This is a genomic window from Limnohabitans sp. Rim28 (genome assembly GCF_000293865.2).
In the GTDB taxonomy this organism is placed as follows: Bacteria; Pseudomonadota; Gammaproteobacteria; order Burkholderiales; family Burkholderiaceae_C; genus Limnohabitans_A.
The window spans coordinates 479,499-501,152 of the sequence record NZ_ALKN02000001.1; the positions used below are offsets into that span (position 1 = coordinate 479,499).

The 21,654-nt window shown below is 62.5% G+C and carries 26 protein-coding genes; 16 read left to right on the forward strand and 10 right to left on the reverse strand.

The genetic code is table 11. From position 1 onward, the window contains the following. Nucleotides 1–11: 11 nt before the first annotated feature. Genes B472_RS02270 through B472_RS02300 form a run of 7 tightly spaced genes read left to right on the forward strand, consistent with a single transcriptional unit; the run spans nucleotide 12 to nucleotide 6,787 of the window. Nucleotides 12–980: a tripartite tricarboxylate transporter substrate binding protein gene (locus tag B472_RS02270; protein ID WP_019428213.1), complete on the forward strand. Its 969-nt coding sequence runs from the start codon at nucleotides 12–14 to the stop codon at nucleotides 978–980. Nucleotides 981–1,000: 20 nt separating this feature from the next. Continuing rightward, entirely contained in the window at nucleotides 1,001–1,981 is a 981-nt protein-coding gene (locus B472_RS02275) for a tripartite tricarboxylate transporter substrate binding protein (protein WP_019428214.1), read from the forward strand. A 3-nt stretch (nucleotides 1,982–1,984) separates the two neighbouring features. Next, entirely contained in the window at nucleotides 1,985–2,578 is a 594-nt protein-coding gene (gene rraA, locus B472_RS02280) for a ribonuclease E activity regulator RraA (protein WP_019428215.1), read from the forward strand. Further along, nucleotides 2,575–3,999, forward strand: a complete 1,425-nt coding sequence (leuC, locus tag B472_RS02285; protein WP_019428216.1) for a 3-isopropylmalate dehydratase large subunit — start codon at nucleotides 2,575–2,577, stop codon at nucleotides 3,997–3,999. The genes rraA and leuC overlap by 4 nt, the downstream gene beginning before the upstream one ends. Before the next feature lie 10 nt (nucleotides 4,000–4,009). Then, a complete protein-coding gene (gene leuD / locus B472_RS02290) occupies nucleotides 4,010–4,675 on the forward strand; it encodes a 3-isopropylmalate dehydratase small subunit (protein WP_019428217.1) in 666 nt (221 codons plus the stop codon). A 22-nt stretch (nucleotides 4,676–4,697) separates the two neighbouring features. After that, nucleotides 4,698–5,621, forward strand: coding sequence for an ornithine cyclodeaminase family protein (locus B472_RS02295; protein ID WP_019428218.1), 924 nt, complete (start codon nucleotides 4,698–4,700; stop codon nucleotides 5,619–5,621). Further along, nucleotides 5,618–6,787: an FAD-binding oxidoreductase gene (locus B472_RS02300; RefSeq protein WP_019428219.1), complete on the forward strand. Its 1,170-nt coding sequence runs from the start codon at nucleotides 5,618–5,620 to the stop codon at nucleotides 6,785–6,787. The genes B472_RS02295 and B472_RS02300 overlap by 4 nt, the downstream gene beginning before the upstream one ends. Here B472_RS02300 and B472_RS02305 read toward each other — a convergent pair. Both B472_RS02305 and B472_RS02310 read right to left on the reverse strand, forming a co-directional pair. Beyond that, nucleotides 6,784–7,143 (reverse strand): hypothetical protein, encoded by a 360-nt coding sequence (locus B472_RS02305; protein ID WP_019428220.1) that lies wholly within the window; start codon nucleotides 7,141–7,143, stop codon nucleotides 6,784–6,786. The two genes, B472_RS02300 and B472_RS02305, sit on opposite strands and share 4 nt — an antisense overlap. 5 nt (nucleotides 7,144–7,148) lie before the next feature. After that, complete coding sequence (locus B472_RS02310; RefSeq protein WP_019428221.1) at nucleotides 7,149–7,517, reverse strand: glutaredoxin domain-containing protein; 369 nt, start codon at nucleotides 7,515–7,517, stop codon at nucleotides 7,149–7,151. Between the two features lie 89 nt (nucleotides 7,518–7,606). Here B472_RS02310 and B472_RS02315 point away from each other — a divergent pair, with 89 nt between their 5' ends. From B472_RS02315 to B472_RS02330, 4 genes are all read left to right on the forward strand, one after another. Then, nucleotides 7,607–8,242, forward strand: a complete 636-nt coding sequence (locus B472_RS02315; protein ID WP_019428222.1) for a flavin reductase family protein — start codon at nucleotides 7,607–7,609, stop codon at nucleotides 8,240–8,242. A gap of 126 nt (nucleotides 8,243–8,368) precedes the next feature. Then, nucleotides 8,369–9,367 (forward strand): S1C family serine protease, encoded by a 999-nt coding sequence (locus tag B472_RS02320; protein ID WP_192877837.1) that lies wholly within the window; start codon nucleotides 8,369–8,371, stop codon nucleotides 9,365–9,367. Between the two features lie 24 nt (nucleotides 9,368–9,391). Further along, the gene (locus B472_RS02325; RefSeq protein WP_019428224.1) at nucleotides 9,392–9,727 is read left to right on the forward strand and encodes a TIGR03643 family protein; all 336 of its coding nucleotides are present in this window, start codon (nucleotides 9,392–9,394) and stop codon (nucleotides 9,725–9,727) included. 223 nt (nucleotides 9,728–9,950) lie between these two features. Further along, a complete protein-coding gene (locus B472_RS02330) occupies nucleotides 9,951–10,766 on the forward strand; it encodes a B12-binding domain-containing protein (RefSeq protein WP_019428225.1) in 816 nt (271 codons plus the stop codon). Here the strand turns inward: B472_RS02330 and B472_RS02335 are convergent. Both B472_RS02335 and B472_RS02340 read right to left on the reverse strand, forming a co-directional pair. Further along, nucleotides 10,743–11,921: a stealth family protein gene (locus B472_RS02335; protein WP_019428226.1), complete on the reverse strand. Its 1,179-nt coding sequence runs from the start codon at nucleotides 11,919–11,921 to the stop codon at nucleotides 10,743–10,745. The genes B472_RS02330 and B472_RS02335 overlap by 24 nt on opposite strands. A 58-nt stretch (nucleotides 11,922–11,979) precedes the next feature. After that, nucleotides 11,980–13,341, reverse strand: a complete 1,362-nt coding sequence (locus B472_RS02340; protein ID WP_019428227.1) for a Y-family DNA polymerase — start codon at nucleotides 13,339–13,341, stop codon at nucleotides 11,980–11,982. 227 nt (nucleotides 13,342–13,568) lie between these two features. On the opposite strand from B472_RS02340, the gene B472_RS02345 reads away from it, so the two are divergent. Together B472_RS02345 and B472_RS02350 are read left to right on the forward strand one after the other, a co-directional pair. Next, nucleotides 13,569–14,096, forward strand: coding sequence for a heme-binding protein (locus B472_RS02345; protein WP_040506096.1), 528 nt, complete (start codon nucleotides 13,569–13,571; stop codon nucleotides 14,094–14,096). A 95-nt stretch (nucleotides 14,097–14,191) separates the two neighbouring features. Next, the gene (locus tag B472_RS02350) at nucleotides 14,192–14,548 is read left to right on the forward strand and encodes an HNH endonuclease signature motif containing protein (protein WP_238147359.1); all 357 of its coding nucleotides are present in this window, start codon (nucleotides 14,192–14,194) and stop codon (nucleotides 14,546–14,548) included. Between the two features lie 6 nt (nucleotides 14,549–14,554). On the opposite strand, the gene B472_RS02355 is transcribed toward B472_RS02350, so the two are convergent. The 5 genes from B472_RS02355 to B472_RS02375 all read right to left on the reverse strand — a co-directional run bounded on the left by B472_RS02355 (nucleotide 14,555) and on the right by B472_RS02375 (nucleotide 18,385). Beyond that, on the reverse strand, nucleotides 14,555–15,130 hold the full coding sequence (locus tag B472_RS02355; protein ID WP_019428230.1) for a pyridoxamine 5'-phosphate oxidase family protein: 576 nt from the start codon (nucleotides 15,128–15,130) through the stop codon (nucleotides 14,555–14,557). Between the two features lie 32 nt (nucleotides 15,131–15,162). Then, a complete protein-coding gene (gene cho / locus B472_RS02360) occupies nucleotides 15,163–16,038 on the reverse strand; it encodes an excinuclease Cho (RefSeq protein ID WP_019428231.1) in 876 nt (291 codons plus the stop codon). A 21-nt stretch (nucleotides 16,039–16,059) separates the two neighbouring features. Next, nucleotides 16,060–16,491, reverse strand: coding sequence for a LexA family transcriptional regulator (locus B472_RS02365; protein ID WP_019428232.1), 432 nt, complete (start codon nucleotides 16,489–16,491; stop codon nucleotides 16,060–16,062). 164 nt (nucleotides 16,492–16,655) lie between these two features. Continuing rightward, nucleotides 16,656–17,471, reverse strand: coding sequence for a 2-keto-4-pentenoate hydratase (locus B472_RS02370; RefSeq protein WP_019428233.1), 816 nt, complete (start codon nucleotides 17,469–17,471; stop codon nucleotides 16,656–16,658). 20 nt (nucleotides 17,472–17,491) lie between these two features. Then, a complete protein-coding gene (locus tag B472_RS02375) occupies nucleotides 17,492–18,385 on the reverse strand; it encodes an MBL fold metallo-hydrolase (protein WP_019428234.1) in 894 nt (297 codons plus the stop codon). Nucleotides 18,386–18,468: 83 nt separating this feature from the next. On the opposite strand from B472_RS02375, the gene B472_RS02380 reads away from it, so the two are divergent. The 3 genes from B472_RS02380 (at nucleotide 18,469) to B472_RS17065 (ending at nucleotide 20,413) form a co-directional block, all read left to right on the forward strand. Then, nucleotides 18,469–19,146 (forward strand): transglutaminase family protein, encoded by a 678-nt coding sequence (locus B472_RS02380; RefSeq protein ID WP_019428235.1) that lies wholly within the window; start codon nucleotides 18,469–18,471, stop codon nucleotides 19,144–19,146. Next, nucleotides 19,146–19,520 carry a hypothetical protein gene (locus tag B472_RS17060; RefSeq protein WP_019428236.1) on the forward strand — a complete coding sequence of 125 codons (375 nt, stop codon included), beginning with the start codon at nucleotides 19,146–19,148 and terminating at the stop codon, nucleotides 19,518–19,520. The genes B472_RS02380 and B472_RS17060 overlap by 1 nt, the downstream gene beginning before the upstream one ends. A gap of 98 nt (nucleotides 19,521–19,618) precedes the next feature. Beyond that, entirely contained in the window at nucleotides 19,619–20,413 is a 795-nt protein-coding gene (locus B472_RS17065) for a dienelactone hydrolase family protein (protein ID WP_157951952.1), read from the forward strand. On the opposite strand, the gene B472_RS02390 is transcribed toward B472_RS17065, so the two are convergent. Then, nucleotides 20,379–21,605, reverse strand: a complete 1,227-nt coding sequence (locus B472_RS02390) for a C45 family peptidase (protein WP_050995477.1) — start codon at nucleotides 21,603–21,605, stop codon at nucleotides 20,379–20,381. The two genes, B472_RS17065 and B472_RS02390, sit on opposite strands and share 35 nt — an antisense overlap. Nucleotides 21,606–21,654 lie beyond the last annotated feature (49 nt).

Sequence of the window (21,654 nt, forward strand, 5' to 3'; positions counted from 1 at the left end):
TTGGAGCGGAAATGATCACACGTGGTTTAAAAATTTGGGCCCTGTCTTTGGGTCTTTGTCTGACGCAGGGCGCTGTTCTGGCCCAAGAATTCTTGTCACGCCCTGTGCGCATCGTGGTGCCGCAAACGCCGGGCGGCGCATCCGATGCGCTGGCGCGCATCATGGCGCAAAGACTCAGCGAAAAGTGGGGCCAGTCGGTGGTGGTCGAAAACCGTGCGGGTGCAGGTGGCAACGTGGGCATGGAGCATGTGGCCTTGGCCGCTGCAGACGGCCACACCTTGTTGATGAGCTATGCGGGCTCGCACGCCATCAACGCCGCCTTGTACAAAAAATTGCCCTTTGACCCTGAGAAAGATTTCGAGCCGGTGGCCACTTTGGCCACCTTGCCTTTTGTCTTGGTGGTCCGGCCCGACTCGCCGGTCAAAAGCATCAAGGACTTGGTCGAGCAAGGCACCCGCGCGCCTTTGACCTTTGGCTCGGCGGGCAACGGTTCGGTCAACCACTTGCTGGGGGTCATGTTCAATGCAGCCGCCAAAACCAAACTCGAGCACATCCCCTATCGGGGCGCAGCCCCCGCCATGCAAGACCTGATGGGCGGTCAAATCAACATGGTCTTCACCAGCCTGCCCTCGGTCTCGGGCGCCATCAAGGCCGGCACACTGCGCCCGGTGGCCGTGACCAGCGCGGTGCGTTCGGGCAACTTCCCCCAAATTCCCAGCATCGCTGAATCGGGCTACAAAGAGTTTGATGTATCGCCGTGGTTCGGGCTGTTTGCCCCCGCCAAAACCCCTGCTGCGGTGGTGCGGCGCATCAACCAAGATGTGCAAGAGATCCTGAAAAACAAAGACGTGATCGAGCGCTTCAACGCGCAAGGGGCCGATGTGTTGATCACCCAACCCGCTGAGTTTGCCAACATGCTCAAGCGTGACCTGGCCAAATGGGCCGTGGTGGTGAAAGAGTCCGGCGCCCAGATTGACTGACACCCCACAAGGACCACACCATGACACACGCATCTTTTTCTCGCCGCACCGCATTGGCGCTGGCGCTTGGCCTCTCACTCAGCGCCGGCGCCATGGCGCAAACCTGGCCTGATAAACCCATCCGCATCGTGGTGGGTTTTGCGCCCGGTGGTTTCACCGACGTGCTGGCCCGCACCATTGGCCAAAAGCTGCAAGACCGCTTGGGTCAGCCCGTGGTGGTGGACAACAAAGCCGGTGCGGCCGGCACCGTAGGGGCCGACATCGTGGCCAAAGCCCGGCCCGATGGCTACACCTTGTTGCTGGGCCACAGCAACTCCAATTCGGTGGCGCCTGCGCTTTACCCCAAGCTGCCTTATGACGTGGTGAAAGACTTCACCCCCATCATCCGCGTCGCCTCCACCCCTTTGCTGCTCACGGTGAACCCCGGTGTGCCCGCCAACGACGTCAAAGGCTTCATCGCCTTGGCCAAACAAAAGCCCATGGGCCTGAGTTTTGCCTCATCGGGCAGCGGCAGTGCGCAGCACCTGGCAGCAGCCCGCTTCATGTTGGCCACCCAGACGCAGATGAACCACATCCCCTACAAAGGCAGCGGGCAAGCCATCGTCGATTTGCTGTCGGGCCAAGTCAACCTGAACTTTGAAAGCCCGCCCAACGTGATGCCGCACTACCAAGCGGGCAAGCTGCGGGTCTTGGCCATCACCAGTGAAAAACGCTCGCCCCTGATGCCCAACGTGCCCACCATGGCCGAAGCGGGCGTGGCCAACGCTGAGATGCTGCAATGGTTTGCGGTGTTGGGCCCGGCCAAACTGCCTGCCGACATCACCCGCCGCCTGAACACGGAAATTGCCGCCATCTTGCGACTGCCGGATGTGGCCGAAAAAATCGCCTCTCAGGGCGGCGAAATCATCGGCGGCACACCCGAATCGTTCGCGGCTTTCATCCCCGAGGACAGCGCCTCTTGGGCCAAGTTGGTGCGCGAAGCCAACGTGCGCATGGACTGAGCCATGTCAGCCACCCCGAAAACCACCGACCTGTGCGACGCCCGCGAGGACGTGCAGGCCTGTGCCGTGCTGTTCCAAAGTTACGGTTTGCGCCGCGCCTTTACCGGACCGATGCGCACCTTGCGATGCTTTGAAGACATTGGTCTGATGCGCGACACCGTGAGCCAACCCGGACACGGTCAAGTGCTGGTGATCGACGGCGGAGGCTCCATCTCGCGCGCCTTGTTTGGCGACGTGATGGCCGAGCTCGCCTCACGCAACGGTTGGGCGGGCTTGGTCATCCACGGTGTGGTGCGCGATGCCAACGAGCTGAACGCCATCGCCATCGGTGTGAAAGCCCTGGGCACGGTGCCCAAGCGAGGCAGCCGCACGGGTGCAGGTGAGCGCGATGTGCCCTTGCATTTCGGTGGCGTGACTTTCACTGTGGGCGACCACCTGGTGGCCGATGCGGATGGCGTGGTCGTGTTGCCGACCGGCTTGACGGCCGCAGACATCGAGGTTGCTGACGTGGTGGCCGCCACGGCCGCTTACGCAGCGGGGACACCCGCACCCACACCAGCTTCTGTCAACAAATCGCCACCGACATCGCCGGCATGACAGGACGCACCCTGTACCAGCGCATCGTCGATGCGCACACGGTGCGGCCACTGGGTGACACTGGGCAAATCCTGCTTTATGTCGACAGGCAGGTGCTCAACGAATACACCAGCCCACAAGCTTTTGCAGCACTGCATGCGCAAGGTCGCCCGGTGTGGCGGCCCGGCTGCACCCTGGCTGTGGTCGACCACGTCAACGCCACAACGCCTGTGCGTAACGCACGCACCATGGTCTTGCACGATGCCGACCGCGCCCGGCAAGTGCACACCTTGGCCGACAACTGTGCACGCCACGGCATGGAGTTGTTTGACATGCTGGACACGCGCCAAGGCATCGAGCATGTGGTGGCCAGCGAACAAGGCTGGGTTTTGCCCGGCATGGTCATGGCCGCAGGCGACAGCCACACCACCACCCACGGGGCCATGGGGGCTTTGGGCTTTGGCATTGGCAGCAGCGAGATCGAACACCTGCTGGCCACCCAGACTTTGGTGTACCGACCCCAGAAAAACCTGCGCGTCACGGTGCACGGCACGATGCCGTCGGGCATCTCGGCCAAGGACGTGGTGCTGAGCCTGATCGCGCAGATCGGCGCCGATGGTGCTGCGGGCCACGTCATCGAGTACACCGGTGAAGCAATCCGGGCCATGGGTGTGGAGGGCCGGTTGACGCTGTGCAACATGAGCGTGGAGGCCGCAGCGCGTGGGGCCATCGTGGCACCAGACGACACCCTTTTTGACTACCTGCACGGCCGCCCGCGTGTGCCACAAGATGCCCTGTGGGATGCCGCCGTGGCGCAATGGCGAAATCTCAAGAGCGACGATGCGGCCGTGTTTGACCGCGAAGTCAGCTTGGACGCCCGCCTCATCGCGCCGCGCGTGACCTGGGGCACCAGCCCGGACCAAGGCGTGCCCATTGACGGAGTGGTGCCTGACCCGGCCAATGAAAGCGATGCGCAAAAGCGCCAAGGCATGCAGCGCGCTTTGGCCTACATGGATTTGAAACCTGGCCAAGCACTGCAGGGTTTGCCCATCAGCCATGCCTTCATTGGCTCGTGCACCAACAGCCGCATCGACGATTTGCGCGATGCCGCTCGCTATGTGAAAGGCCGCCGCGTGGCACCCGGCGTGCGCGCCATGGTGGTGCCGGGCTCATCCCAGGTGCGTGCCCAGGCCGAGGCCGAGGGCCTGGCCCATATCTTTCAAGAAGCCGGTTTTGAATGGCGACAGTCGGGCTGCTCGATGTGCGTGGCCATGAACGAAGACCACCTGAACCCGGGCGACCGATGTGCCTCCAGCACCAACCGCAATTTTGAAGGCCGGCAAGGCGCGGGGGCACGCACCCATTTGATGAGCCCCGCGATGGTGGCCGCCGCCGCCGTGAACGGTGTGCTGAGCGACTTGCGCACCCTGCCTTGCCACTGAAGCACCACGCATGACTTCTCACCTGCCTGCCTCCAGCGCCCTGAGCCCCCTCACCACACTGTCTGGTCCTGCGGCCGCCCTCAGCTTGCCGCATGTCGACACCGACCAAATCATGCCCAAGCAATTTCTCAAGGGCATTGACCGGAAAGGTCTGTCCCAGGGTTTTTTGCACGACATGCGTTTCAACGCAGCGGGCCAAATACGCGCCGAATTTGTGCTGAACCAAACACCTTGGACGGAGGCCCAATTTTTGATCACCGGGCCCAATTTTGGCTGCGGCTCCAGCCGCGAACATGCGGTATGGGGCATGCAACAGTTGGGCATTCGCTGCGTGATCGGGGCCAGCTTTGGCGGCATTTTCAGCGACAACTGCCTGCGCAACGGTGTGCTGGCCCTGGTCCTGCCCGAAGCCGATGTGGCGCGTTTGATGCGCCTGGCCCAAGACCCCCTGCTTTGCCACATGCAACTGGACTTGCCGACACAATGCTTGTACACCTCAGGGGACGGACAGCGTTTGCGTTTTGAACTCGACCCTCTGCACAAAGAGATGCTCTTGCATGGCTTGGACGCCGTGGGCATGAGCCTGACCCATGCCCAAGACATCCGAGAATTTGAAACTCGGTACCACGCGGCTTACCCATGGGCTGCGCCACGGCAAAATCACACCACCCGCTGAAAGCGCCTCTTGGAGATGCCCCATGGTCCATTACTTTGACGAAACACGCGTACAAGAACTGCTGAGCGTTCCGGATTTGCTCCAGGGTGTGCGCGAAGCCTTGGTGGCTTTGACGCTGGGGCAGGTGGTGCAACCACTGCGCATGGTCATGCCCATGGGTGATGCCTCGGCCGAAGGCTTGCTGTTTCTCAAACCCGCACAACTGGGCGATGCCCTGAGCACCAAGCTCATCACCTTGGTGCCGGGCAACGCGCAAAAGGGTTTGCCCACCTTGCTCAGCACCATCGTGTTGATGGATCCGGCCACGGGCCAGACACTGGCCGTGATGGAAGGCAACACCATCACCGCGATGCGCACGGCGGCTGCATCTGCTGTCGCGGTTGACGCGCTGGTGCCACACACCCCGCAGGTGGTGGCCATGCTGGGCAGCGGCGTGCTGGCCCGCAGCCATGCACAAATGTTGCGCGCCGTCCGCGAGGTGTCCGAGATTCGGGTGTGGAGCCCCAACGCGGCCAACGCCCAGTTGTGCGCACGCGACATCGATGGTGTGGCTTACGCCAGTGCAGAACAAGCGGTGCGTGGGGCCGACATCGTGTGCACCGTGACCAATGCCAGCGAGCCGGTGCTGCAAGGCGCTTGGCTCAAGCCCGGGGCCTTTGTGGCCGCCGTGGGTGCACCCCGCCCCACTTGGCGCGAGCTGGACGATGCGGCCATGGCCAACTGGGTGGTGGCCGATCAACGTGAAGCCGCTGAAAAAGAATCGGGGGATGTGATGCTCTCAGGCGCAAAGGTGGCCGCTGAGATCGGCGAGATTTTGTGCGGCCGCGTTGCACCGCCTCCCGCAGGCACCACCATGATTTTCAAGTCACTGGGCCAAGCGGTTGAAGACACCGTGGCGGCACGGCTGGTGTACCGTGCGGCTTTGGCCGAAGGCTTCCAACCATGAGACGCGCCGATGTGGTGATCGTGGGCAGCGGCGTGATGGGTGCGGCCACGGCCTATTGGTTGACGCACTTGCAGCCCGATCTGCGCGTCACGCTGGTCGAGTCGGACACGCGCTACGAAAAAGCTTCTTCATCGTTGTCGGCCAGCTCGATTCGCCAACAGTTCACCTGCCCGGTCAACATCCACCTGAGCCAATACGGCATCGGTTTTTTACGCGAGGCCGATCAGCACCTGAGCCTGCCCGACCACCCCGTGGCGCTGGGCTTGCAAGAGCCCGGTTATTTGTATTTGGCCCAAGCCGAGCAAGTGGCCGACATGCAAACCGCCCACCACATTCACCAGCAAGCCGGGGCCGATGTCGCGCTGCTCGGGCCAGAAGCCCTGCGCCAGCGCTTTCCTTGGCTGAACGTCGACGATGTCGCTCTGGGCAGTCTGGGCCTGAGCGGCGAAGGCTGGTTCGATGGCCCCGCCCTGCACCAGGCGTTCTTGAAAAAAGCCATGGCGCAAGGCGTGCAACGCGTGCACGATCAGGTGGTGGGCTTGGACCACACCGACACGCAAGTGAGCGCAGTGCAGCTGGCCAGCGGCGAGCGCTTGCACTGCGGCCAAGTGGTCAATGCGGCGGGCCCCTGGGCCGGTGAGGTCGCGGCCATGGCCGGGGTGCACCTGCCTGTGGAAGCGGCGCGGCGCACCGTGTTTGTGCTGTCCTGCCCCGAGCCACTGCCGCAATGCCCTTTACTGATCGACCCAAGCGGCTGGTGGCTGCGGCCTGAGGGCCGTTTTTTGATCACCGGTGCAGAGCCTTTACACACCGAACCCAAGCTGCCGCTGGAGCCCAACTGGGCCGAATGGAGCGATGAACAATGGGCGTCGCTGGCACACCGCATCCCGGCGCTGGCGGCTTTGCGCGTCGAGCGGGCTTGGGCGGGTTATTACGAGATGAACACCTTCGATCACAACGCCGTGATCGGCCCGCACCCAGACTTGCGCAACCTGTATTTCATCAACGGGTTTTCAGGCCACGGCATGCAGCATGCAGCGGGGGCCGGTTTGGCGCTGGCCGAGTGGATGCTGCATGGAAAATCCAAGACGATTGATGTGCAAGCCTTGGGCTTTGAGCGCTTGGTGCAGAACAAGCCGCTGCTTGAACTGCAAGTCATTGGCTAACCCTGAAAGTCTTCGCGGGCTTCTATCTGCAAACGCTGTACCACCGAACCCCGGGTGCCCGCCACAGCGCGGATGCGCAGGGCCGGACCGGCTTCGAGCACCAAGCGGCAGTGGTAATCGAGTCCATCGGTCTGGCCGGGGCAGCTGCTGGCGATGCGGCGCCGCCATCGCTGCTTGCCGTCGATCTCCAGCGTCAATTCGTGCCAAGCCTCGGCGTTGTCTTCTGGCACCCGCACCCACAGGCTCACATCGATGTCAAACATGCGCACGCGTTGGAGTGCGCCGGGCACCGTGAGCACAGCCACCGCATCGCCCACCTCGGTGCGCCACAACTCGGGTTTTGCCAGCGCGGCCATGTCGCTCAGGCTTTGAGCAAGGTCTGGAGTTCGCCGCTGTCGATCAGGCGACGCAGGTCATCGGCCCCACCGACCAAAGTGCCGCGCACAAAGACCATGGGGAACGTGGGCCAACCGGTCCACATCTTCAGGGCATTGCGCAAGCGCCATTGCGAGAAATAGCTGCCAAATTCAATGTACTCGTGCGCCACGTCAGCCGCGGCCAGTGCCTTGCGGGCCTTGCCCACAAAAGGGTTACCCGACAAACCGACCACCACCACGGCGTGCTGGGTCATGGCGGATTGCACCTGCTGGATCACGGCCAAGTGGTGTTCGGCAATGCGTTGACGAATGGCCGGGTGGATGGCCGAATCGGCGAGAAGGGGTCGTGTCATGGAAGTCCTCAAGAGGACGCGATCATAGTCTGCATGGGTTGTCCGGTGCATGACTGCCATGGCCGCCCATCGCCGATTACAGTCAAGGCATGCAGCACTTTTACGAACCCCACGCAGGCCATGGCCTCAAACACGACCCCTTCAACGCCATCGTGGGCCCACGGCCCATTGGCTGGGTATCCAGCCGCAGCACCGCCGGTGTTTTGAACTTGGCGCCCTACAGTTTTTTCAACGCCTTCAACTACGTGCCGCCGGTGATTGGTTTTTCTAGCATCGGGCGTAAAGACTCACTGAACAACATCGAAGCCACGGGCGAATTTGTCTGGAATCTGGTCACCCGCGAATTGGCTGAGGTGATGAACCAAACCTGCGAAGCCGTGCCCCCTGAGGTGAGCGAGTTCGATCTGGCGGGTTTGACGCCAGAGCCCTCGCGCATCGTGGGCGTGCCACGCGTGGCGCAAAGCCCGGTCAGTTTTGAATGCCGGTGTACACAAATCTTGCAACTGAAAGACCTGCAAGGCCAAAACATCGACACCTGGATGGTGTTCGGCGAAGTGGTGGGTGTTCACATCGCACAGCGTTTGCTCAAGGACGGCGTTTATGACACGGCCAACGCGGGGCACATCCTGCGCGGCGGTGGTCCGGCCGATTATTTCAGCGTCGGTCCAGAGCAACTGTTCAAGATGTACCGACCCGCCAGCGGTGCGCGCGATTTGCCCAAATAAGCAGTAGGCTCCCCGGGCATGGGGTTAAGTCGCCTCGGAACACAATTCATTGTGGCCAACATCGGTGTGCCACCACCGACAGCCGCTGTCTGTGACTCTTGTTGACCGTTTTGACGGGGAATGACCATGAACCACCCACTGCTGATGGTGTTGTGTGCAGGCTTGTTGGCTTGGCCTTTGGCTTGGGCGCAGCCTGAACAGACCCTGAATGAATCTGCCGTCCAACGCATCATGCAATCGGTCGTGGGCGTGCAAACCCGCAGTGACGAACAAGCCAACACGACACGCACCTTGGGTCAACAACGACAAGGGTCGGGCGTGGTCATCGCCCCGGACACGGTATTGACCATCGGCTACCTGCTGCTGGAAGCCGAAAGCGTGGACCTGATCGACCACCAAGGCCGCAGGATTCCCGGGCAAGTGCGCGCGGTAGACAACGCCAGCGGTTTGGGGCTGATTCGGGCCTTGGTGCCACTGCGACTCGAGGCGGTCCCTTTGGGCGACTCGGACACCTTGCCCACCCCCGGAAAACTTTGGACACTCGGCCAAAGAGAGTCGGAGCTGACGGCGCTGGAGCTGGTCTCGCGCCAACCCTATGCGGCTTCTTGGGAATACCTGCTGGAAGCCCCCTTGATGACCTTGCCCGCCGTGAACAATTGGAGTGGCGCCGGGCTGTTTGACCAGCGCGGGCAACTGATCGGCATCGGCTCTTTGCTGGTGCAAGACGTCTTCGGCGATCAGCTGCCCCTGCCAGGCAACCTGTATGTGCCGGTGAACCTGCTCAAAGACCCCCTGCCCGACCTGCTGCGCACCGGCAAGCGTCCAGGCCCTGCGCCCTCGTGGCTGGGCATCAGCAGCCAAGCCTTGCCCAGCGGCGGCTTGGGCGTGCTGCGTGTCTCGCCCGACAGCCCGGCGGCCCAAAGCGGCGTCATGGTTGGCGACACCTTGCTGGCCCTGCAAGGCCAAAGCTTGGTCAGCTTGGCCGACTTTTACCGCCGTTTGTCGGCCCTAGGGCCTGCAGGCAGCCCCCTGACACTGAGCATCCGCCGTCAAGGCCAGATTCGACAAATTGAAATCGTCACCGGCGACCGCAACCGCTCCTTCAGGCGCCCCAGTGGCATTTGAAGCCCCTCTGAACGCCCCTGCGCCATGAAAACCGCCCCCAACGCCCTGCCCGAGGGGCTCGACGCTGCCGACACCTCACAGATCGTGGCCATGGCTTGGGACGACAGCACCTCGTTTGAAGCGATTGCGCTGAACTATGGTTTGGGCGAAGCGCAAGTGATCGCCCTGATGCGGCAAAACCTGAAAGCGCGTTCGTTCCAAGTGTGGCGCCAACGGGTGCGCGGCAGAAGCAGCAAACACGCTGTCAAGCAAGCACAACAAACTGCGCGCACGCAAACAGCACCATCACCGGCCTTGGCAGACAACACCGACGAATTTCCGCTGCGTGAGAGCCCTGCAACGCGGCTCAGTCTCAAATAAAATCAAGTCTGCTGTACACCTTGATTTACAGGTGATAACCCCTAGAAATGTCAGGTCATTTTGACTTGCACAGGGGGATTGAAACCGTTAAGGTCAAAACTTACTTTTGGACACCTTGATGTACCTCAATCTACCGGGCCTTTCTTTCAACCCGTTGAAGGCACATGCAAGCGCCTTGCTGACCCTCATGTCGTCCCTTGGACAAAGTTTGACTCCTCGCGCCATGCAACAGCACAACGCAGACTCATCCCATGGTCAAGACGAATGCAAACGTTCTTTGACCGAAGTCATCGAGACGCAAATCATCCCGCGCCTGGTGCAGGCGCACCGGGTCGCCCTGCCCGATGCCAACGCACCCTCCACAGGCCCGGGCATATCGCCCAAACAACTGGCCACCTTTGTCGCATTGAGCAAATCGAGCTCCGCCAGCGAGACCACCCAATTCATCGACGAACTGCTGCACCAGGGCGTGACCACCGACCGGATTTTTCTGGAACTGATTGCCCCCGCCGCCCGTCAACTGGGTTGGATGTGGGAGCAAGACCTGTGCGATTTCACCGAGGTCACCTGCGGCTTGGTGCGCATGCACGAGATCACGCACCGCTTGGGTTTTGAATACCAAAACGGCCCGCAACTGGGTGGCGATGTGCAGCGCATCATGCTGGCCTCGGCTCCGGGCTCACAGCATTTTCTGGGCATGACCATCGTGTCCGATTTTTTCCGCAAAGCGGGCTGGGACGTGGTCATCGAGATCTCGCTGAGCGAAAAAGAACTGGTGCACGCGGTCAACAACGAGTGGTTTGATGTGATCGGCATTTCTTGCGCCACCGAGGCGCAGCTCAAAACCCTGCCCGGCCTGATCCGTGCGCTCAAGGCGTCTTCTGGCAACCCCGAACCGGGTGTCTTGCTGGGTGGCCCCATCTTCACGGTGCAACAGCACGATGCCCGCAGCCTGGGCGCGGATGGCATTTGCATCGATGTGAAAGAGGCCGTGGCGCTGGCCGCGTCCTTCCGCTCAAGCCCTTCGGCGAGCGCCTGACACCGGACTTTGGTGCGCCGCAGGCGCTTGCGCACCTTGTTGAATTTCGGCGGCAGCCGCTTCTGCCACTCCGGTGCTCATGGCACCGTCATGCTGGGCTGCTTGTTCAAAGGCCGAGGCCTTTGGCAACATGGCTTGCAACACCGATTGCACATGGCGCAAACGCGGGTCGTCGTGTTGCGCATCGTCGGTGGTGTCGTTGATGCAAAAGAAATCCAAGGCACCAAATTCAGCCGCCAAGGCCTGCAACTGGGCTTCTTGGTCGGCATCGCCTGTGGACACATGGCCATGCCGGTAAGTGCGCAGCCGGGCCAAGCCATGGGCCAGCGCCCAGCGCAGCACAAAGTCCGAGACGATGGTGGGTTTGTCCCAACTGCGAAACACCGTGGAGCGCACACCCGCAAACAATTCAGGCGCAACGTCTTCCAGCTCACGCAAGATGGACCGGCGCATCGGCCTGGGCGAATGGGCAAAGGTGCGGAAGGTGCTTTGGTACAGCGGGTCTTGCGTGCGGTTGAGGGGATCGGCGACCTGTCCGGCCAAAGCCAACCGGGCCTGCGCCGTGAGCCATTCGATCGACAAACGGCAAGCGTTTTCAAGCGAGGTGGCGTCCGTGCGCATGGCCTCGTCCGTGACCTCGGGCTCGTCTGACCAGGTCACATAAAACCCATCGGCGGTGAACCAATCGTTGGGGTTCAGGGGCGCGCCCAAAAACACATCGTCATTGAAATAAAAGTAGCGCTCCGACAAACCCGGGATGTGGTGAATCCACGACTCGATGTGGCCCGAATCGAAGGTGGGCAGTGAGGCCTCGGGCATCAGCTCACGGTGGTCCACCAGTGTCAAACGGTCCGAGGGGCGCAGCCAATCAGGCGCTTGGGCATCGGTGACGATGTAAACATGGCCGTGCTGGGGGAAAAACTTCTCCAGGGCGCGCAAGCTGTAGCGCAGCTCGTGGTTGTCACGATAACGCCCTTCCACGTTGCTGTAACGCGCCATGGCCGCACCCGTGTCTTGGGGCAATTGCGCCAAAGCCGCTTCGCGCTTGGCCCGCCAAATGGCGTCATTGCCATCCACCCACAGGTACACCACGTCGATGGGCGCATCAGCGCTGTGGGCTGGCGGATGTGCAGCGGTCTTGGGAGTCAGAGGCAAAACAAAGGAAGCAGAATTTTTTTGAGCCCTGAGTCTACCAGTGGGGTCCATCGGCTTTTCAATACCCGCCGGGGGCTGAGGGCCACTGATCGACCGCTCGCACTGCGTCGTTTTGCACCGTCAACAAGCCCCGCCAGTCGGTCGTGTAGGCCGGGGTTTTGAAGTCTTGCTTCATGTGCCAAATTTGCGCCGCCTGCCCTGTGCCCGCGCTGCCCAGCTTCAGGCTGCCCCGGCCGTGGCGCTGGTTGATCAGGTCGATGGCCTGCATCAAGCGTGTGCGGTTGGCAGGCTGGGCATCACCTGCGTGGCGCGACAAATCGAGCGTCATCTGTTGGCGCGTGGCCGGTTGCAAACCCATCAGCATCACGCCCGCCTTGGCATACAAAAACCCCGGCTGGTAAATGCTGCCCAGCAAAGCCACTGCCGCCTGCGTGATGTGCGCGCTGTCGCTGGTGGGCACGGGCAGCGGCAGGCAAGCGCTGCGGCTGTACTGCGCGTCTTGCTTTTTGAACGGGCTGGTGCGGATGTAGACCATCACCTGCGCCGCATGGCCCTTTTGCTTGCGCAGTTTTTCAGCAGCGCGGCAGGCGAATTCGGTCACGGCCTGCTGCAAATCGGCCAGCTCGGTCACCGAGCGGCCAAAGCTGCGGGTGCAGGCAATCTGTTGCTTGGCTGGGGGCTCGTCTTCAAATTCGATGCAAGGCGTGCCACCCAGTTCGCGCACGGTTTTTTCGAGCACGACCGACCAGCCGGCTTTGGCGGCGGCCGGGTCCATGCGTTGCAGGTCGAGCGCGGTGTGGATGCCTTGGGCGCGCAGTTGTGCGCCGATGCGGGGGCCCACGCCCCACACCTCGCCCACTTCGGTGGCTTGGAGCAGGGCTTGGAGTTCTTGCGCGTTGCACGCCCCCAGGTGGCAGATCTGCGCGTGGTGAGCCGGGTAGCTGCCGGGCTTGCGCTCGGCGCTTTTGGCGATGGCATTGGCCAGTTTTGCAAGCGTCTTGGTGGGGCCGATGCCGATGCAGGTCGGAATGCCGATCCATTGGTGAATGCGCCTGCGGATGGTGCGGGCGCGGCGCACCAAGTCGCCGGGGATGCCGCTCAGGTCCACAAAGCTTTCATCGATGGAATAGACCTCTTGCGTGTGGCCCAGGCCTGCGGCCAGGCTCATCATGCGGTCGCTCATGTCGCCGTACAGTGCAAAGTTGGCCGACAGGGCGATCAGTCCGGCGTCGCGCTCGAGCTCGCGCAGCTGAAAGTACGGCGCGCCCATCTTGATGCCCAGGGCTTTGGCTTCGTCACTGCGGGCGATGGCGCAGCCGTCGTTGTTGGACAGCACGACCACCGGCCGGCCTTGCAGCCAGGGCTGGAAGACGCGTTCGCAAGACACGTAAAAGTTGTTGCCGTCGATGAGGGCGAGCATGGGGAGGGGCATGGCCAAATACTGTACAAATGCACAGTATACGGAGGTCAAAGAAGCCAGGGGCCAAGGGGGTGGTGCTCGCGATGTGCCCCCCAGATCGCGCAAGCGTGCGCCAGCGGACCGCTGGCCTGCCACCCATTTGCTTTAATGTCTGACCAGACCCCTTTTGCAAGCGAGCTTTTATGCCTTGGTTTTTTTCTGTTTTGTTTCTTTTTTGTGGAGCCGCCATGGCCGTTGAAGAACCGCGTTACACCGTGCTGGTCTCTGAGCCCCCTTTTGAGGTGCGCCGCTACGCGGCCTTCACCGTGGCGCAAACCCAAATCAGTGGCGACTTTGACGCCGCAAGTCGCAACGGCTTTCGGCGCATTGCGTCTTATATTTTTGGTGACAACGTCCAGGCCGAGGTGGGCGCTCAGCGCAAGATCTCGATGACGGCGCCCGTCACCGTCGCCCCCGATTCCGAAGGCTGGCGGGTGCACTTTGTGATGCCGTCTGCCGAGAGCCTGCAGACCCTGCCCAAGCCCCTGAACCCCCAGGTTCAGCTGCGCACCGTGGTCGAGCATGAGGTGGCGTCGGTGCGTTTTAACGGTTTCACGACGCAGGCCAGCGTTGCAGAGCAAACCGAGCGGCTGAAGGCTTGGGCCAAAACCAAAAATCTCAAGCTCAACCCCACGGCCCAAGTGGCCCGCTACGACGATCCGTTCACCTTGCCGTGGAACCGGCGCAACGAAATCTTGATCGATCTGCTGCCCTGATGTCCTGAAAGGCGCTGGGCTCAATCGCCCGGTGCGGCCTGCGCCGAGGGTGGTCTGTTGTAGCCTTGGGCGATGGTCAACACAGTCTTGCAGCCGTGACAGGGCGCATCCGCAAAAAACTGATTCAAGCCCAGCTTGAAGCCCTGCCCGCACCGCGCGCTGACGACGTGCTGTGCCCACTGTGCAACCGCGCCATTCCGCCCAGCCAACAAGATGCGCACCACCTGGTGCCCAAGTCGCACGGCGGTGCGCACACCGTGGTGCTGCACCGCATTTGCCACCGCCAGATCCATGCGCTGTTCACCGAGACCGAATTGGCCCGCACCTACGCCACGGTCGAAGCCTTGAAGCAGCCCGAAGAGATGGCCCGCTTTATCCAGTGGGTGCAAACCAAACCGGACGCATTTTTTGAAAAAAGCCGCAAGAGTCAGCGGCTCAAAAGCAGGCGCTGAAAGCATTCAGGGCGTGAGCCACTCCCAGGTGTTGGCACTCAGCTGCGCCCGGCGGTGCCCGGCGCGCGACAACTCCAACCAGTCCATCTGAAGCACTTGCGCACGCAGCAAGGCAAAACTGTGCGCGGGCCTAGGGGCATCGGTCGTTTCTGCGCTGGCGGTCGTACTGTCTTGCGCCAACACAGCACCCGGCGGCCGTGGCGACACATAATCACCCGCAGCCGCCGACTGCTTGACCCCTTGCCAAAGCGCCTCGACCTCTGGGCCAGAGGTGATGGCCGTGCAGGCCACACGCACCCGCAATTGCCAACTCAAACGCGCACTCCAAAACACCAGCATCGCTGCACCTTGAGCCTGCAGCTGCGCCACTTTGGGGCTGCGGCTGTCGGTGTAAAAAGTCAGTTGCCCGGCCACTGCGTCCACCTGCCGCAGCACCACGGTGCGGGCATCGGGCAAGCCGCCTGCGTCGGTAGAAGCCAGCACCGGCGTGCGCCATTCGTGGTGCCGATCCAGACTTGCCCGGCCCAGCTCCTTCCAGATTTGCGGGCGTATGTCCTCAGGCGTTTGCAGGTGGATTTTCATGATGATGGGCTTGGGGTGCGTTGGGTGAGGGCTCACAACAACACAATGTCCACACTTTGCGTGAGCACCGGGCGGCACAAAATTTTGTAGCCGTCGGCGTCAAAGTGGGCAGCCACTTGGCTGGCCGACTGGCTCAGTTGGCGGGCGGCCTCGGGGGTGGGGGCGCTGCCCAAATAGCACCAGTGCTTCACGACGTGGATTTGCGTGAGTTCGGCATCGCGCTCGACCAATCCCACCGCGCCCGGGTAAGGCCAGCATTCCACGCGCAGCGCCAGCAGGCTGCTGAACAAGCGCTCGCGGTGCACCTCAGGCGTTTCGTCACCCCGGCACACACCCGCGCACTGGCGGATGGCAGCCCTGAAGCAGGCTTTGCCAGGGGGCCCTTTTTCCAGGCCCAGCGGCCCGTAGCAAAGTTTGTGTTGGTCGGCCACGGCCCGCAGCGCATTCAGCGCCGCATGGCGGCTGGCGTACAGGCCATACAGCTCGGGCTGGCTGGCAAAGTCGATGTCGCGGGCATACACGACTTGCGGCACTTCGCCCGTCAGTTGCAAGCTGCACAATTGTTGGTTGCGGCGCAGTTTTTGGTTGAACAAGGGGTGCTGCGCCTTGATCATTTGGGCTTCCAGCAGCAGCGCGCCAATCTCGCCCGCCGTGCGGATGTGGCTGATGCGTTGGGTTTGGCGCAGCATGCGGGCCTCGTCGGGCGTGCGCAGGTGCGACAACAATCGGGCACGGATGTTGATGCTTTTGCCGATGTAAAGCGGCAAGTCACCTTCTTGGCCGTGGAAGATGTAAACACCCGCCCCGGTGGGCGCGTCTTCAATGGCTTCGCGCAGGTGCTGGGGGTATTCGTAGACGCGCTCGGCCTCAAAGTCGTCGCGGCGGTGGCGTGGGGAGATGGTGGCCATGTCAAAGGTGTTGGAGGCGAGTCAGGTTTGGTGCTGGTGAATGGTCGCGACCACCACGCCCCAGACGTCCACGCTTTGGCCGTCTTTGGGCACGATATCCGGGTAATCGGGGTGGGCCGCTTGCAATCGGATGCCCTCCCCTTGCAAACGCAGGATTTTGCAGGTGAAGTCGCCGTCGATCACCGCCAACACAATTTGCCCATCGGCCGGGGTGATGGCGCGGTCCACCAACACCACCGAACCGTCCAGGATGCCCGCGTCGCGCATGCTTTCCCCGCGCACGCGGATGTAAAACGTGGCCTGCGGGTGCTTGACCAGCTGCTGCATCAGGTCGATGCGCTCGACCTGGTGGTCTTCGGCGGGCGAGGGAAAGCCTGCCGCAATGCTGGCGGGCAAGGCCTGCAGCCACCAGTTTCCGGGGGGCAGGGCTTGGGGGGTGTCAGGGGCGTGCATGGCCAGGGTGGGTCTGTGGTTTCGGCATTTTCAACTCAAAATACTGTTTATATTTACAGTATACTGAGCTTGTCATGCTTCCTGCAGTTGCCTGACAATTTTGTTGATTCAAGCCCCGGGTTTTGCAGCCCGGGGCTTTTTTTCGGCCTGCCATGTGCCCGAAATCAGCACATGTGGGCGCTCAGACTGCCCAAGGGTGCAGAAAACTCGGCGCGCCAGCGCTCGCCCGCTTGCAGCGGCCAGGCGTCCGTCCAGGTGCCGGTGGTGATCACGTCGCCCGCTTGCAGATCGACCGCGCCGGGGCATTGGCGCAGTTCTTTCAAAAAGTGGTGCAAGGCGTTGAGCGGGCTGTCGAGCACGTTGGTGCCGGCGCCCTGCTCCACCGCCTGGCCGTTTTTGAACAGCGTCACTTGGGCCTGTGCCAGCAGGGTGTGCAGGGCCTGCGCATCGGCCGCCAGTTGCTGGATGGGCAGGCGTTGGCCCACCAACAGGCGGGCGTGCAAGCCGCTGTCGGCCATGGTGTCGGTGGCGGTGAATTTCCAGTCCAGGCAGTGCGACTGCACGACTTCAAAACCCGGCGCGATCCAGTCGATGGCTTCAAACAGCTGCTGCATGCTGGCGTTGGCTGGGGGTGTGGCCTTCATGCCGAAGACGATTTCGGGCTCCAGTCGGGGCTGGCAGGTCCGGGTCAAGTCGATGCGGCCTTCGGCAGCCTCCGATGCAGCGGGCTCGGCAAAGCTGAGGCCTGTGTTCCACACCGTGCCCCACATGGGGCCAAACACCTCATAGCGTTGCCACAGCGTGCGGTTGGTGAAGCCAATCTTGTAGCCCTTGGGCACTTCGCCGCGCTGCTGGCGCAACTGGCGCACGGCCAAGGCTTTTTGGTAGGCGGCGGCCGTGTCGGGGCCACCCACCACGCCAGGGGGCTGGCCCCACAAACGGGCTTGGTCGTGGTGCTGCAAGAGTTGTTCGGGGGTCATGTGCGGTCTCCTGTTAAAAATCAAACCGCCCAAAAGCGGCCATCGTCCAGCGCCTGGATTTGCCCTTGTGACTGCAGCTCGGCCAGGTGCATGCCAATGGTGTAGCGCTCGGCGCAAGGCACAAAGGGCACGTCATAGCCTTGCGGGTACAGCAGGCGGCGGTCCACCAGCTCGTCCAGGCTGTGCGGGGTCTGCAAATAAGCCAGCAGTTGCGCGCTGCGCTCGTCGATCTTGCCGGCAAAGCGCGCCAAATCGGTCAAAAACTGCGCCCGATCGGTGATCACCGCTTTGTGGTGCGAGGTGGCCCAGATGCGGACGTCCAACTCGGCGACTTTTTTCAGGGTGCGCCGAAAGTCGCTCAGGTTGGAGGTGGCGTCGCCGTAGTACGGGCCAAAGCCGCTCAGGTCGATGTCGCCAATGAAGGCCAGCCCTTCGCTTTCAACCACCAGGGCGCAGTGCCCCGCCGTGTGGCCCGGCAAGTGGTGCGCCCGTACCCGCACGCCGCCGCCCAGGTCCCACAGCGCGCCATCGCTGTAGCCGGTGGCATCGGGCCGGGGCTGGTAATGGAAATCCTTTTGCACGATGGCGTGCATGGCCTCCAGCACGTCGGTGGGGTAACCGTAGTGCTGGCACAGGCCGTCCCACGATTGGGCGGCGGCCAAATCGGCCTCATGCACCTGCACAGGGGCGTGCGGCAGGCGGTGCAGCCCCGCCATGTGGTCTTCATGCACATGGCCCAGGATGACCAAGTCCACCGTGTCCAACTCGGGGCCGATGCGGTTGGCCACCTCGGGCGTGTCAAAGGCCACGCGCATGTCAGCCCCCTGCACGATCAACTGGTTCCCGTCGGGGTATTTGCCGGACTTCTCGCCCAGGTGCACCCGCACCGCACCGAAATTCAAAACCGAGGCCATGCCCGTGTCTCCTTGTGTTGCCCTGCAAGGCACTATAGCCAGCGTGACAGCCATGTGCTGCCGCGCGCGCTACAGTGAACAGCATGCCCGACCTGCCCTCCCCTGCCACGCTGGCCGCCACGGCCTTGATCGACAGCGATCACCCCGACGTGATCGCCCTGGCGCGCCAGCACGCGCAAGGCGCCACCGACCGCGAACGCGCTGTGTCGCTGTACCTGGCGGTGCGCGACCAATTCCGTTACGACCCCTACCGCATCGAGCTGTCCACCGAAGGCATGCGCGCCAGCTCGGTGATTGCGCAGGGCTCGGGCTGGTGCGTGCCCAAGGCGGCCTTGATGGCGGCGGCTTGCCGCGCCGCAGGTCTGCATGCCCGTCTGGGTTACGCCGATGTGCGCAACCACCTGAGCACCGAGCGCTTGCGCCAGACCATGCAGACCGATGTGTTCATCTGGCACGGCTACGCCGACATCTGGCTCGACGGCCAATGGGTCAAGGCCACGCCCGCCTTCAACATCGAACTGTGCGACAAATTCGGCCTGCTGCCGCTGGAATTTGATGGTCGAAACGATTCGATCTACCACCCGTTCGACAAATCGGGCAACCGTCATATGGAGTACGTGAACCAGCGCGGCACCTTCGACGACATGCCGCTGGCGCAAATCGTGGCCGACTTCCAAACCGTCTACAGCGGCTGGATGGCCGAAAAAGCCCCCTTGAAGGAAGCCAGCTTCGAGCAGGATGTGGCCAAGGAAACGCGGTGATGCAGCGCGCACTGTTTTTGCTGGATTCGATTGCGCTGGTCAACGCCAGCCATGCAGGCGCAGTGATCGTGTCGGGCTCACACGGGGGCTTGTCAGCCTCGCATTTTGTGACCGCACAAACCCACAAGCCTTTCGCCGTGGCCTTCAACGATGCGGGGGGCGGCAAAGACGATGCCGGTCGCGTGGCGCTGCGCGAGCTGCAGACGGTGGGCGTATTGGCGATGTTGTACGCCCACACCTCGGCGCGAATTGGCGAAGCGCAAGACGGGCTGGACAACGGTGTGGTCAACGGCTTGAACGCGCTGGCTCTGGCGCATGGCCTGCAGCTGGGCATGCGCGTTTCAGACGCGGTGCGGCACCTGGCTCAACCCTGAATACGGTCTCTGCTGTGCGCCCACTTGCGTATTTGCGCCGCTGCCATCTTTGGCTGCTCTTGAGTTTGGGACTGGGGCCATCGGCACATGCTCAACCCGTGTCTGAGCTTGTGCCGGGTGTCAACGGTATAGCACTGAAGACTTGGGTTTTTCACCCGCCACAAAAGACCCATGACACACCACGCCCAGTGGTGATCGCTTTGCACGGGTGCGGCGGCATTTATGCCACCGTTGGCGCGCGCAAAGGCCAGCTCAGTGCACGCCATCAAGGCATGACCGATTTGTTACTGGCACAAGGCTACAGCGTGGTGTGGCCCGACAGCCTCACACCCCGACAAGAGACCAGTTTGTGCGAACAACCCATGGCGTCACGCCAAGTCAGGCAAAGCCATCGGCGCAGCGACGTTCACGCCACATTGGCTTGGCTTGCCCAACAAGCCTGGACGGATCAGCAACGCGTGGCCTTATTGGGCTGGTCCCATGGCGGCAGCACCGTGTTGGCCAGTTCGGACAGCCGGCAAAAAAGTCCTCAACCCGGTGTGACGCCAAATATCGCCATCGCCTTTTACCCGGGCTGCACAGATGCACTGCGTCAGGCTGATCAGCCGAGTTGGCCGGTGCACATGCTGCTGGGAGCGGCAGACGACTGGACCCCTGCGGCCCCCTGTGTGGCTTTAGCCGAGCAAGCGGGCATGAGCTTCAAGCTGTACCCGGACAGCCACCATGGTTTTGACAACCCGGTAGGGCAAGTCCAGCATTTGCCGCGCGTGCCCAATGGCCAACATCCGGGTCTGGGCGTTCATGCCGGTCGCAACCCTGTGACGGGCCCGCAAGCCTGGCAGGATGTGCTGGACTTGCTCAAGCAACGATGGCCTGATCCTGTCTCTCCTTGATGGGGTTGGCCGAAGCAGCCAGCGGCACCGGTTCAAACGCCACGCGGCTGGGCACGTCGCAGGCCAGCCACATGGCGGGCGGCTGGGTGTGCATGACGATACCGGCCACGCTTTCGACGCGGCTTTCGGGCGGCACGCTGGGGTCGGGGCTGCGGCAGATGGACAAAAAGCCATCGGATTCGTCCCGCAAAAAGCGCTCCAGCTCGGCCTGACCGATCGGCGTTTTCAGCGCGTGCTGGCTGGCGGTCTCTAGGCGCTGGTGGCTCGACAAAACTGGTCCTATGGTCGCTTGTTCGGCCAACAGCGATTCGCACACGAAGTGGTTGGTGTGCACCACCACGCCGCGGGTGGGCGTGACTTCGGCCCAGCCTGCGGGCGAGACTTCAAAGCAAGCAGTCTGTCCCTGGGCATCAGCGCACGGCACGTTCGACGCCGCGCCAAAGCCCAGCCCCAGATCGGTTTGCAGGGCCTGCAGACGCTCACGCGCATGCGCCACCGAGCGGCAATCGAGCAAATGGCGCAGCAGCACATGCACCGGCACACCCAAGCGGCTGCCGTCGCGTTTGGACCGCAAGATGTTCAAACCCAGCGCAAAGCCAGATTGGTTGATACCGATCTTGGCCAGCATGCCCGCTTCGGTCAGGGTGGTGATGCTTTGGCCGCTCGGGCCTTGGGTGTGCAGCACCACCAGCGCTTGCCGCTGGCGGCCCATCCAGTCCCAGTTTTGCGCCAGCCAGGCTTGGCCTGTGCGACTGGCAGCTGCCGTCACACCCATGGCGGTGCATTCACCGTCTTTCAAAGCCAGATCCCAGGGCGCGTCGGCCAGCCAGTCGGGCAGGCCTGCGGCGCGGTTGGCGGCCATGGCGGCATGGGCCAACTGGGGTTCGTCGCTGAAAAAGGTCGCGGGCAAAATTTCTGTCCGGCAATTCAGCGCCATCAAGCTGCCCAAACGCTGGCCACTGCCATGGGCCACACCGTTCAGCTCGGCCATCAAGTCAGCGTCGACCTGCGCGATCACGCCTTCAAAACGCATGGCACGGTCGCAAGCATTGGCCCAGTCGATGCCGCAAGCTGCAAACAAACGGGCATAGGTGACCACGCTGTGCTGGATCTGTTCTTTCGCTGCTTGGCCATAAATTTGGCCTCGCTCATGGGCCGATGTGGCGTGCAAAGTGTGGATGCAAGGGAACATGCCAAAACCTCCGGAGGGGGCCACCAGTCTCAAACCGGCAGCATGGCCT